At 43.4% G+C, this 12,410-nt stretch carries 9 protein-coding genes; 7 read left to right on the top strand and 2 right to left on the bottom strand.

What is annotated here, in order from left to right; all coding sequences use genetic code 11:
* Positions 1-10 precede the first annotated feature (10 nt).
* A complete protein-coding gene (locus tag QO187_RS02645) occupies positions 11-808 on the bottom strand; it encodes a helix-turn-helix domain-containing protein (protein ID WP_371547057.1) in 798 nt (265 codons plus the stop codon).
* Positions 809-1,042: 234 nt separating this feature from the next.
* Here QO187_RS02645 and QO187_RS02640 point away from each other — a divergent pair, with 234 nt between their 5' ends.
* The 7 genes from QO187_RS02640 to QO187_RS02610 all read left to right on the top strand — a co-directional run bounded on the left by QO187_RS02640 (position 1,043) and on the right by QO187_RS02610 (position 11,758).
* Positions 1,043-2,032 carry a proline racemase family protein gene (locus QO187_RS02640; protein WP_102078413.1) on the top strand — a complete coding sequence of 330 codons (990 nt, stop codon included), beginning with the start codon at positions 1,043-1,045 and terminating at the stop codon, positions 2,030-2,032.
* 69 nt (positions 2,033-2,101) lie between these two features.
* Positions 2,102-3,364: an FAD-binding oxidoreductase gene (locus QO187_RS02635; protein ID WP_160021742.1), complete on the top strand. Its 1,263-nt coding sequence runs from the start codon at positions 2,102-2,104 to the stop codon at positions 3,362-3,364.
* Between the two features lie 100 nt (positions 3,365-3,464).
* Entirely contained in the window at positions 3,465-4,328 is an 864-nt protein-coding gene (dapA, locus tag QO187_RS02630; RefSeq protein WP_371547053.1) for a 4-hydroxy-tetrahydrodipicolinate synthase, read from the top strand.
* Between the two features lie 52 nt (positions 4,329-4,380).
* Positions 4,381-5,868 carry an aldehyde dehydrogenase gene (locus tag QO187_RS02625; protein ID WP_371547050.1) on the top strand — a complete coding sequence of 496 codons (1,488 nt, stop codon included), beginning with the start codon at positions 4,381-4,383 and terminating at the stop codon, positions 5,866-5,868.
* Between the two features lie 67 nt (positions 5,869-5,935).
* Positions 5,936-7,393, top strand: a complete 1,458-nt coding sequence (locus tag QO187_RS02620; protein ID WP_371547047.1) for an alanine/glycine:cation symporter family protein — start codon at positions 5,936-5,938, stop codon at positions 7,391-7,393.
* Between the two features lie 160 nt (positions 7,394-7,553).
* Entirely contained in the window at positions 7,554-10,334 is a 2,781-nt protein-coding gene (ppc, locus tag QO187_RS02615) for a phosphoenolpyruvate carboxylase (protein ID WP_101205877.1), read from the top strand.
* 257 nt (positions 10,335-10,591) lie between these two features.
* The gene (locus QO187_RS02610; RefSeq protein ID WP_101205876.1) at positions 10,592-11,758 is read left to right on the top strand and encodes a TauD/TfdA family dioxygenase; all 1,167 of its coding nucleotides are present in this window, start codon (positions 10,592-10,594) and stop codon (positions 11,756-11,758) included.
* A gap of 117 nt (positions 11,759-11,875) precedes the next feature.
* Here QO187_RS02610 and QO187_RS02605 read toward each other — a convergent pair whose 3' ends face one another.
* Positions 11,876-12,328 carry a hypothetical protein gene (locus QO187_RS02605; RefSeq protein WP_101205875.1) on the bottom strand — a complete coding sequence of 151 codons (453 nt, stop codon included), beginning with the start codon at positions 12,326-12,328 and terminating at the stop codon, positions 11,876-11,878.
* Positions 12,329-12,410 lie beyond the last annotated feature (82 nt).

Raw genomic sequence — 12,410 nt, 5'->3', positions numbered from 1 at the left:
TTGCTTTTATTTATGCTTCTTTGAAATGTATTCTACGGAAGTTCACAGGAGACATCCCAGTAAACTGCTTAAACTGTCGACTAAAGGCACTATGATCACCGTATCCACAGTTTAAGGAGACTTGAGTTACTGTTAGCTTATGATTCGCTAATAATCGAATGGCATGCTCTAGACGGATTTTTTGTACAAACTGAATGGGTGACATATTCAGTACTGCTTTGAAGGTACGCTCCAATTGCGATTGACTAAGATTTGCCAATTTCGCCAATTCACCAATATTAATTTTTTGATCAAGATTGTCTCGTACGTATTGATCTACGCTTGCCAATCGAGCGTGTTTGCGTAATATCCGCTCGTTATCTTCATCAATATCTATTGATATACCTACCATCGCTACAATATGATTTTCTACATCATAGACGGGGATTTTTTGCGTGATACACCATCCCAGCTGTCCTGATGCATAACTATGAAGTTCTAACTTATCAACAATCTCCCTGCCTTCCTTTAACACTCTCAGATCCTGATTGAGATAATCCTTGCCTTGAGACTTCAAAAATACTTGCTCTGTAGTCAGTCCTATTAGTGCTTTTTTGTTTTTAAGCCCGCTGCGTCTAATGAGCGTTTTACTGACTAATCGATAGCATGCTTGGTCATCTTTAACAAAAAACACCACATTTTTCATAGTGTCAAACAAAGGCATCAATAATGATATATTGCCAACAAACTCATCAAAATTGGCTGGTTGATAAGTCTGTAGGTGTTTTGACAGTTGTTCTGTAGGTGTTTCTAATACTAACGGCCGCATCGGTATATTCCCATATAGCATCTCAAGCTTGTCGTTGAGCTTTTCAGGTATTTTAGGGTGCTACACAATATTTATACTCCTAAATATCCTTATAACCTGTGCAGAAATGCGCATTTATTCATATAAAAACATCAAGACTGCTTTTCTGAAAAACGTCATTCTATATTTACGCTTTGTTCATTTATGAATAATGCTAACAGTATATTAACTCACGGATGAATCAGGTAGGCAGTCATGTTTGATACGCTTTTCACTCTTAAGATTATTGATTCGCATACTGGCGGTGAACCTACTCGTATGGTGTATGAAGGATTTCCTGAGCTTAGTGGGCAATCTATTCAAGAAAAACTTCAAGACTTCAAACAGAATTTCGATCATTTACGTCAAAGTATTATCCTAGAACCTCGTGGTAATGACGTGCTTGTCGGAGCGCTTTTGTGCCCGCCTTCTGATCCTCGTGCCACGGCTGGCGTGATCTTCTTTAATAATCATGGCTATTTAGGTATGTGTGGCCATGGCACTATCGGCGTTATTGCATCTCTAGCTTATCAACAAAAGATAACCGCTGGTGATCACTATCTAGAAACAAGCGTAGGCCTAGTTAAAGCAACCTTGCATGATGATGGTAGTTGTAGCGTCCAAAATGTCCCCTCTTATCGCTACCAAAAACAAGTAGAAGTTCAAGTACCCAATATCGGTCCTATCTATGGAGATATTGCTTGGGGTGGTAATTGGTTTTTCTTAGTCAACGATCATAAGCAAGCTATTGAAGCCAATAATGTTGAGGCGCTTACTCAATTTAGCATACAGATTAAGGAAGCACTTCATAAGTCTGGAATTATGGGTGCTAACAATGGCGAAATTGATCATATAGAACTGTTTGGCAAGAGCGATCTCACCGGCACTAACAGCAAAAACTTCGTATTATGCCCTGGATCTGCCTACGATCGCTCTCCTTGTGGTACTGGAACCAGTGCCAAATTGGCTTGCTTAGCCGCCGACAATGTACTCGCACCTGGTGAGACTTGGTATCAGCAAAGCATCATTGGCAGTGTCTTTAGTGCCAGCTATCAGCCTATTGATGTGCTTAGTAATCATAACCCTCTTCATAACCACCCTATCAATACTATTATCCCCACGATCCGAGGGTACGCCTACGTATGTGCAGAGACCTCTCTCATCGTTCAAGACAGCGATCCATTCAAATGGGGTATTTCTTTATAAATACCCGTTTGTATGGCTTCTAGAACGCAACCAATCACTGCTCAGTAAGGTCAGAAAAGCGAGAGTCTCATGGACACACAAGTGTTTGATATACATATTATCGGTGGTGGCATTATCGGGCTATGTGCTGCGGTTACCCTACAGTCTCGCGGGGTAAAAGTTGCGATTTTGGAAGCCGATAAAATCGGTCGCGGTGCAACTTATGGCAACGCAGGTCACATTGCCACTGAACAGGTTTTCCCTATCGCTGATGCCAGTATCTTACGACATGTTCCTGCCATGCTACTCAACCCTGAAGGACCTCTGCGTATAGATTGGCGCTACCTTCCACGCTTAGCACCATGGGCCTTCAAGTTATTACTTAATATGCGTACCGAACCATTTGCACGCAGTCACCAAGCGCTTTTGGCATTAAATGCACAGAGCCTTCAAGCTTGGCAAGATTTTACCAAAGAGTGGCAATTACATTCTTGGGTACAAATACAAGGATCTGTATTAACCGCAGAGACGCCCAACAGCCTAAAAGTGCTGACTGAACACGGCCAACGCTTAAACCGTTTAGGGGTTTCTAACAACCTACTCTCACAATCAGCACTGACAGATCTTGAGCCTGCGTTAAAAGACAATCAATTGGGTGCTTTGTTTTTTCCAGAGACAGGTCATATCACCAATATAGAAGCCATTACCCATAAATTAAGTACTATTTTTAGATCGCTTGGTGGTCAGATTTATGAAAATTGCCGTGTTCTGAGCGCGGAAGTAATAACTGATGGTATTCGTTTGACGACGACACAAAAGCAGCTTCATGCCAGCAAAATTATGCTCGCCGCAGGGGCGCATTCTAAAGCCTTAGCCAAACAGCTAACAGGCGTCTCAGTACCAATGGATACAGAGCGAGGCTATCACCTGATGCTTCCTAACGAAAGTCAGCGTCTTACCATCCCTATTTCTAGCATGGATCGCCGCTTTATTATGACACCAATGGAAAAAGGGCTGCGCTTGGCTGGCACTGTTGAGTATGCAGGACTTGAGGCGCCAGCAAACATGAACCGTGCGAATATGCTGTTGAAACAAGCTCAAGCAATGCTAAAGATCCCACTAGATAGTGACAGCAATACGCAATGGATGGGGTTTAGACCTTCTACAGCAGACTCACTACCTGTCATAGATAGACGTAATTCAGTCTTTTTAAACTTTGGTCATCAGCATCTAGGTCTGACCCAAGCTGTCGTAAGCGCACAGATGATCGCGGCTTTGTATTTTGGCGATACTGCCATGGTAGATCCTACTGCCTATCGTCTAAACCGCTTCAAACGTAAATCTTTTAAATAATAATCGAACATTTTATCTCTATGACAACTCATAGAACCAACAACGTCGCTAATAGCTCATGGCTTACTAACGGCTTTTACTTCCAAATAAGGATATTTATATGAACATTCATGGCGTTTTAGTCCCTATCGTTACTCCTTTCGATGTTAATGGAGATATCGATACTCAAAAGTTAACCGAACTGGTCAATGTATTCGTAGAAAAAGGCGTTACCGGAATCGTAGCTTGCGGTACAACGGGTGAATACTACACGTTCTCGCCTGCAGAGCGTGAACTGGTTTTGACCACTATCGCTGACGCTGCCAAAGGCAAAGTCACTCTAATTGCAGGTATCAACAGTTTATCGACCAATCATTCTATCGAACTTGCTCACCAAGCCAAAAACTTGGGCTACGACGGCTTAATGTTATCAGCCAATCCGTATAGCCTACCAGACCAAGACGGTATTATTGCGCATTTTGAAACCGTCGCTGATGCCACTGACTTACCTATCATTATGTACAATTTTCCAGCACGCGTCGGTGTAAGCATTGAGTTTGAAACCGTCGCGCATTTATCCAAACATCCCAATATTGTAGGTGTCAAAGAAAGCAGCGGCGATTTTAGCCATGCATTACGTATGCTACAGGCTGATTTTGAAAACTTTGAAGTGGTTTGTGGTTGTGACGACCAACCAGTAGATTTCTTCTTTTGGGGTGCTAAGAGCTGGATCGCTGGTGCGGCTAACGTATTTCCAGCAGAACAAGTCGCATTGTTTGAAGCCACACAAAAAGGCGATTGGAACCATGCTAAGGAGCTGATGACAGCCATGTATCCTGCTATCCACTCTATGGAGTCTGGAAACTATAACCAAAAAGCCAAAGCAGGCTGCATTAACGGGAGCATCAATATTGGGTCAGTACGACTACCTTTGACTGATATGTCAAAAGAAGAGACTCAGTCATTTTTAGCACTTCTGTCTTGATACATCGCACCATTCTTATCATTCCTACCATTGTATAGAAAAGGACAATCTAATGAGTATGACCACAGCGCAAGTCTTCGAACTCGCCAGCAACCAACAGCTTTGGGCAGGCCATTTAATAGATACCACAGCACCAGTATCCGAGACAACACTCCCTAACTACAGCCCTATTGATAATACCTGTATAGGTAGCATTGCTAATGGAAGTCAGCAAGATGTTAATACAGCGGTAACGGCAGCCCGAGATGCTTTTGAACATGGTAAGTGGCGACGGATGTCTCCTGCAGAGCGCAAAGCTATCATGCAGCGTTGGTGTCAGTTAATGCATGAGCATATGGATGAGTTAGCTGCCTTAGATTGCGTCGATGCAGGCAAGCCTATTACAGAATGTCTCAACACTGACCTACCCGCTACGATTGAAACCTTTGAATGGTACGCCGAAACGGCTGATAAAGTTTTTGGCAAGGTTGCTCCTACTGGTGCTGATGCACTAGGCCTTGTAGTACAAGAGCCTATTGGTGTAGTGGGTGCAGTACTACCATGGAACTTCCCAGCACAAATGTATGCATGGAAAGTTGCACCCGCATTAATAACCGGCAACTCAGTCATTGTTAAACCTGCTGAATTGACCTCGCTCTCAGCATATCGATTAACACAATTAGCGTACGAGGCTGGCGTGCCAAAAGCGGCGTTACAGTTAGTCTGTGGGCTTGGTGAAGAAGTAGGTGCAGCACTCGGTCAGCATATGGATGTTGATATGGTTTCTTTTACAGGATCAACCGAAGTCGGTCGACTGTTTCTACAGTACTCTGCACAAAGCAATCTTAAGGAAGTCGTCTTAGAGTGTGGTGGCAAAAGCCCTCAAATCGTCTTTGCAGATGCCATTATCAATGAACAAACCATCGAACATATTTTATCCGCTGCTTTTTGGAATATGAGCGAAAACTGTAGCTGTGGTTCGCGTCTACTTGTCCATTCTAGCCAAAAAGAAGCATTGTTAACGCTATTAAAAGAAGGTCTTCAGTCTTGGAAGGTTGGTCATCCTTACGATCCTGAGGTCGCTATTGGCCCAATGATCGAAAAAGCGCATTTTGAGAAAGTAATATCGCATCTCAATACTGCCAAAACGGAAGGTGCTCTTTTGATCGCAGGTGGACATATCCACGATGAACTCGGTAGTGGCTGGTATATCGAGCCTACCGTCTTTGATAATGTCAGCCCGGATATGACGCTGTTTAAAGAAGAGGTTTTTGGTCCGCTTTTAGCTGTCACAAGTTTTGAAACCGAAGAGGAAGCTATTCAGCTCGCCAATCAGAGTGATTATGGGCTTGCCGCTTCCTTCTATACACAAAACGTCCATCGCGCATTCCGCGTGGCATCCGCTATTAAAGCTGGTACCGTCTCGATTAATGGTTTCTCTGAGGGCGATATTACGACACCTTTTGGTGGTTATAAACAATCTGGCTTCGGTGGTCGTGACAATGGCTTAGAGGCGTTGTCCCAGTATACCCAAACCAAAACTATCTGGTTGGTGAACTAAAAACTGACATTGTCCGCTATCCACGCCCAAGTCAGCATAACCAAAAACATTACAAGGAAGTAAAGTTATGGAAAATATCATCAATAATATCGTCGGGTATATTTGGAGTGACGCCCTAGTCTATCTTGCGTTAGGCGTCGGCATATATTTTACAATTATGACTCGTGCCGTACAAATCCGTTATTTCAAAGAAATGATTAGGCTGTTGTTCGACAAACAAAGCTCATCAGCTGGGATTAGCTCCTTCCAAGCTTTCTGTATGGCGCTATCAGGACGTATTGGTGTGGGTAATATCGCTGGGGTTGCAACAGCCATTGCAGCAGGTGGCCCTGGGGCGGTATTTTGGATGATTTTCATGGGTGTGTTAGGTGGTGCTAGCGCTTTTATTGAGTCTACCTTAGCGCAGGTATACAAACATAAGGTCGGTGATCAATATCGTGGCGGCTCCCCGTTCTATATTGAAAGAGGATTGAAGCTAAAACCTTTTGCTATCATCGTCGCTATCGTGACCTGTCTATCTTACGGCGTGTTAGTGCCTGGTGTTCAGGCCAATACCATTGCGGACTCTTTTAATACAGCATTTAATATACCGCCCGTTGTAACAGGGATTATCCTAGTCGTACTCTTAGGTATCATTATTTTTGGCGGTGTAAAGCGTATTGCTAATTTTGCAGGAAAAGTCGTACCTGTCATGGCAATCGGTTATATCCTTATGATGGTGATTGTATTGGCATTTAACGCTCAAAATATTCCTGCAATGTTTGCACTTATCTTTAAGAGCGCTTTTGGCATGGATGCAGTGTTTGGTGGTATGGTTGGGACCGCAATCTCTTGGGGCGTACGCCGTGCTGTTTTCTCAAACGTTGCGGGTGCTGGCGAGGCGACCTTTAGCTCAGCGGCAGCCGAAGTATCACATCCTGCTAAACAAGGCTTAGTGCAAAGCTTCTCTATCTACATCGATACGGTGCTTGTCTGTACTGCAACAGCGCTAATGATCCTATCAACTGGCATGTATAACGTGGTGACCCCTGAAGGTGTAACCCTAGTTGATAATATGCCTGGTGTTGAAGCTGGTACGGCATTTACCCAAGCGGCTGTCTCTACTGTCTTTAACCAGTATGGAAGTGGCTTTGTTGCGATTGCTATCTTTTTATTCGCCTTCACATGCTTGGTTGCTTATTACTATATTGCCGAAACTACGTTGGTCTATTTGGACAATAAACTGCGCTACCCCATTCTCAAGCATGTACTCAAACTGGTCTTTTTAATCGTTTGTTTCACTGGTAGTGTCCAGTCAATCGGTATGATGTGGGCGTTAGGTGATATAGGGTTTGGCAGTATGTGCTACTTAAATTTCATTGCCATTTTACTTCTAAGTAAAGTTGCTCTAAAAGTTCTAAAAGACTACGACGAGCAGATGAAATTAGGTATAAACCCTGTCTTTGACCCTAGAAAGGCTGGAGTGGATAATGCGGACTTTTGGATAGAATATAGCAATGAGCATGGTCATAAAAAATCGCTTTAATAATAGTGCATTAGAGGTCTGCTAATATCTACTAGTAAAAAAGTTGCTATCAACATCAAGCAGGCCTCACCTATTTATGTTAAATTGCAAAAAACCATAAGGATATTACGTATAAGATAACCATAGTATTGTATCCACTCATTTGATAGGAAGGTTGAAGATGACACTAGATAACAACGTACTACGTAGACGCACCAGCTTATTGGGTTCATTATTAGGTGATGCTATTTCTCGCCAATCTGGTGAGCAGACGCTAGATACGATTGAGACGCTGCGCAAAGGCTTTATTCAACAGCGTCGTGAGCCGAATGAGGCACATAAACAGCAGCTTATCGATTTTATTGCTTCTTTGGACAATCAAACCTTAAAAAACGTCATACGCGGCTTTTCTATCTATTTTTTCCTAGCCAATCTAAGCGAAGAGAACTATTTGCGTGAGCAGCGTCATGAGCTGCGTATGCAATCTGAGCAAAGCTGGGAAGGATCATTTCGTCGTACCTTACTTGAGTGTCGTGAGCGCAATATCGAGCCTGCTCAAATGCAAGAGCTGATTGATCAGCTAAAGTTTACACCTGTATTTACGGCGCATCCTACCGAAGCGCGTCGCCGTACAACGATGAATATCTTACAAAGTCTATTCACGCATAGCGACGCTTTAAACAACGTGTCTGAAAACAGCTTCGCCTACGAGCAAGCTAAAGAACAAACTGCGCAAACGATTGATCTATTATGGTCGTCTGACGAAGTGCGCACCCGTAAGCCGTTGGTATATGATGAGATTAACAATGGCTTGCATTACTTTAATGCCAGTTTGTTCAATGCCATTCCTAAAGTGTATCGTAATATCAAAAAAGCCATTGTCGATATCTATCCAGAGCTCACAGACTATCCACTGCCTGCATTTATGAGCTTTGGCTCATGGATTGGTGGTGATAGAGATGGCAATCCTTTTGTGACTTTTGAGACCACAGAACTTGCCGTATTGATGCATGCTGATACCGTGCTGCGTCACTATCAAGTACTACTCAAAAAACTGCGCCGCCAGCTGATTCATAGTGACACCATTGTCACCGTTTCACCTGACGTATATGCCAAGATTAAAAGTTATGATGAGCTCGATCAGCGTGTGTTTGACTATAACCTCGATGACTATGGCAATGAGCCTTATCGTCGCCTGCTCTCGATAATCCTCACTAAAGTCAAAGCCACCAATCGCCGCATTCAAAGCAAAGGTACGGATATCGAGGCCGAAAAAGATGCTTATCGCAATCCAGAAGAGTTACTAGAAGACCTACGTATTATCCGTCAAAGTGTCAATACCCATGATATGGCACATAGCGATGGGTTATTACTCGATGTGATTCGTCTGGTCAAAACCTGCGGCTTTCATTTGGCGGCGCTCGATATCCGTCAAGAGTCTTCATACCATGGCGAAGTGATTGCCGATATCTTTGCTAGTGCCTCCAACCTGCCTGATTATCAGACGCTAAGCGAAACCGAACGTCAAGAGTGGTTGACGCGCTTGCTAGAAAAACCAGGCACGCCGCTTATCTATACTGACAACCTGACAGACAAAACGCGTGAGCAATTGTCACTGATGAATTCGGTCGCTACTCTACGCAAACTGGTGGGACAGGCTACTTTTGGTAGCTATGTGATCTCGATGACCAATAACGCTAGCCAGCTACTAGAAGTATTGCTGCTCATGCGGTTTGCAGGCTTATGCAGAATTGATGACGAAGGTCAATTGTCTGCTGATTTGCCAGTTGCGCCGTTGTTCGAAACCATCGAAGATCTCAAAAATATCGATAAAATCTTGCCTGCCGTATTAGATAATCCACTGTATCGTGGACTACTACAGAACACGGACAACACGCAAGAGATTATGCTGGGTTATTCAGACTCATCAAAAGACGGCGGTATTATCACCTCTGCTTGGCAGCTTTATAGTGCACAGCAAACCATCAATAACATTGCTGAGCAATATGGCATAAAAACACGCTTGTTCCATGGTCGTGGCGGTTCTGTGAGCCGTGGTGGTGGATCAACGCACAAAGCCATTGCGGCACAGCCAGCAGGCACGCTACATGGGCAGATTAAGGTAACTGAGCAAGGCGAAGTACTCTATGCTAAGTATGCCAATACGGACACCGCTGTGTTTGAGCTAACTATGGCAATCACAGGCACACTCAAAGCCTGCTCGACAAGGTTTGTGGTACAACCGACTGAGTTGCCAGAGTATGAAGCGCTGTTTGCACGCTTAGCAGATGCAGGTGAACAACGTTATCGAGAGCTGACCGATCATACCGAAGGGTTTTATAAATTCTACTCCGAGGTCACCCCAGTACAAGAAATATCTCTGTTAAACATTGGCTCACGTCCTGCCCATCGCAAAAAAGGCCTGCCAAGTAAGACCACCTTGCGAGCGATTCCTTGGGTATTTGGCTGGTCACTGGCACGCTTTACCTTACCTGCTTGGTATGGCGTCGGTAGTGCGCTAGATAGTGTCAAAAAAGACGAAGCATTGATGAAAGAGATGAATCAGCATTGGCCTTTCTTTAGCGTATTTATCAGTAATATCGAGATGGCCTTTACCAAAGCCAATATGAATATCGCTGAGGCTTATAGCCAACTGTGTGATGATGAGCCGTTACGCGAAAAAATCATGACATCGGTCACCGATGAATACGCGCTGACCAATTCAGGATTAAACTCTCTGCTTGAGCAAGACTCTTTATTGTCCAATCAGCAGAATCTTGCTTCATCCCTGCAGTGGCGAGACGCTTATCTAGATCCTATTAACTATATCCAGATTGAGCTGTTAAAGCGTGCCAGACAACAGGACACCCCAAACGATTCGGCACATGGCGACCTTAATGTAGAAGATCCATTAATCCGTAGTATCAATGCGCTAGCTGCAGGGTTACGAAATACTGGTTAAGGTAGCTTTTCGATAATTAGCTTTCGGATAAATAAAAAGCTTATACCAATTGTCGCAAATATTAAGGCTTCGTTCGCGAAGCCTTAATATTATTCAAAACCCTTCAAAAAATATCTCGCCAGATATCAATCGCAGTTTAGTACTGCGTTTATTGATATTGCCTATTAAGTGATTCGTAATTCATTGTTTGAATAACCGATCCGAACAAGATACCGTAAAATATATTTTTACTTCATGTATATATAGGGTCTGCTCCAATGGAAACGCCTCAATCAACACCATCTCTAGACATCGCCGTAGCAACTGACTATCAAATAGAATCCGTTGCGCTCATTGACCGCGCTATTAAAATACGCTGGAATGATGGTATTGACAGCACCTACCACTATATCTGGCTGCGTGATAACTGCCCATCGGCTTTTCATCCGCACACTGGCGAGCGTAGCTTTGATTTGCTGAGTATATCAAAAGATATCCATCCACTTTCTGTTTCTTTTAATGACACAACGCTGACGATTGAATGGTCAGAACAAGCGCATATCAGCCACTTTGATCAGAGTTGGTTACGTGAGTTTGGGTATTCTAGTGCATTGGCCAAGGACCATAGCAGTCCTTATGAAAGTTGGGATGGCACGTTTATTGACCACATTCCGATGTATGACCAACAGAGCATCATGGCCAGTGACAGTGCTTTATATGAGTGGATGAGTGCGCTGGATAAATATGGGCTTACTATCATTGATAATATGCCAGATGACTCTGATGCTGGCGTACAGACCGCTATGCGAGTCGATTATCTACGGCAAACTAATTTCGGTATGACCTTTGATGTCATATCAGAGAAGTCGCCGATTAATTTGGCTTATACCTCGCTCTCATTACCTTTGCATACCGACTTGCCAAATCAGGAACTGCCTCCAGGCTATCAATTTTTGCATTTTTTGAGTAACGAAAGCATAGGCGGCGAATCTACTTTCGTAGATGGGTTAAAGGTGTTAGAAGGGTTACGAGAAGAGCAGCCGGAGTATTTTCGCTTGCTTGCCGAATATGCCATCCCCTTTCGTTTTCATGACAGCGCCCATGATATCCGTGAGCACCACCCTATCATCAATTTAGACAACTTTGGTAATATTGTGGAAATCAAATACAACGCCCATCTTGCAGATGTTTTTGATTTGCCAAGCGACGTTATGTACGACTACTACCTTGCTTATCGAGAGCTGATGGCTCGATTAAAAGACAGTCGCTATAAGATTGAGTTAAAACTAGCGGCTGGTCAAATGGTGGTTTTTGATAACCGCCGAGTCCTGCATGGGCGTAACGCATTTGATGAAAACGTCGGTGAGCGTCGTCTCAAAGGCTGTTATGTTGACCGCTCAGAATTTAAAAGCCGTTTACGAACGCTCAAAAAGCAACTGGCTTAAAGCTATCCGCAAGCTAGCTAAAGCATGGAGCATTAAGCCCACAAAAAAAGCCCCATTCCTCTTCTCTTATGTTTAGAGAGGAGAAATGGGGCTTAATATTAAGCGCTAATAGCAGCCCTAATAACTGGACTCACGATATAAGGTTTTATGTGCTTCTATTCTAAAGTCTTCAGCCCTGACAGCAGGCGTTATACCATGTGCACTGTACTTAGCTTGTATGATCTTTTCTTCCTCACGAAATAGCACATTTTGCGCTTCTTGCTTGAAGTCATGATAGCTAATGGCGGTGTCATTTTCATGACCGTTAATAACTATAGGTCTGCTAGGTTGATTTTGGCTATCCGAATGCTGTTGTACAGTCTGATTAGCATTAGCTTCTTTAGTAATATTGCTGACTGTTAAACCGTTATTAGTCGTCGACGCTTGAGATAGCGTGGAAGAGAAACGGTTAGACATATAGAAGGCAGATATTAGAACAATACAGATGACACTGATAATAGCAAGAACAAGACTACGGGGTCTGATACTTTTTGGCTCGATATCATTATTCACGTTTTCTGATTCATTCATAGTTACGTACCGTCTAATTCATATCACCAATGGCACATAACCGTGCCTTTTACATAATGATACGAATTTTATATTGTATTGC

Origin of the sequence: Psychrobacter sp. Arc9, assembly GCF_041431295.1 — a bacterium.
GTDB lineage: Bacteria > Pseudomonadota > Gammaproteobacteria > Pseudomonadales > Moraxellaceae > Psychrobacter.
The sequence above is the reverse complement of the archived record's forward strand: the minus strand, read 5'-3'. Positions and strand labels throughout refer to the sequence as shown.

What these genes read in the sequence shown, in the direction of transcription:
- QO187_RS02645 (WP_371547057.1), bottom strand. Translation starts at nt 808, where the DNA reads ATGCGGCCGTTAGTATTAGAAACACCTACAGAACAACTGTCAAAACAC.
- QO187_RS02640 (WP_102078413.1), top strand. Translation starts at nt 1,043, where the DNA reads ATGTTTGATACGCTTTTCACTCTTAAGATTATTGATTCGCATACTGGC.
- QO187_RS02635 (WP_160021742.1), top strand. Translation starts at nt 2,102, where the DNA reads ATGGACACACAAGTGTTTGATATACATATTATCGGTGGTGGCATTATC.
- dapA (WP_371547053.1), top strand. Translation starts at nt 3,465, where the DNA reads ATGAACATTCATGGCGTTTTAGTCCCTATCGTTACTCCTTTCGATGTT.
- QO187_RS02625 (WP_371547050.1), top strand. Translation starts at nt 4,381, where the DNA reads ATGAGTATGACCACAGCGCAAGTCTTCGAACTCGCCAGCAACCAACAG.
- QO187_RS02620 (WP_371547047.1), top strand. Translation starts at nt 5,936, where the DNA reads ATGGAAAATATCATCAATAATATCGTCGGGTATATTTGGAGTGACGCC.
- ppc (WP_101205877.1), top strand. Translation starts at nt 7,554, where the DNA reads ATGACACTAGATAACAACGTACTACGTAGACGCACCAGCTTATTGGGT.
- QO187_RS02610 (WP_101205876.1), top strand. Translation starts at nt 10,592, where the DNA reads ATGGAAACGCCTCAATCAACACCATCTCTAGACATCGCCGTAGCAACT.
- QO187_RS02605 (WP_101205875.1), bottom strand. Translation starts at nt 12,328, where the DNA reads ATGAATGAATCAGAAAACGTGAATAATGATATCGAGCCAAAAAGTATC.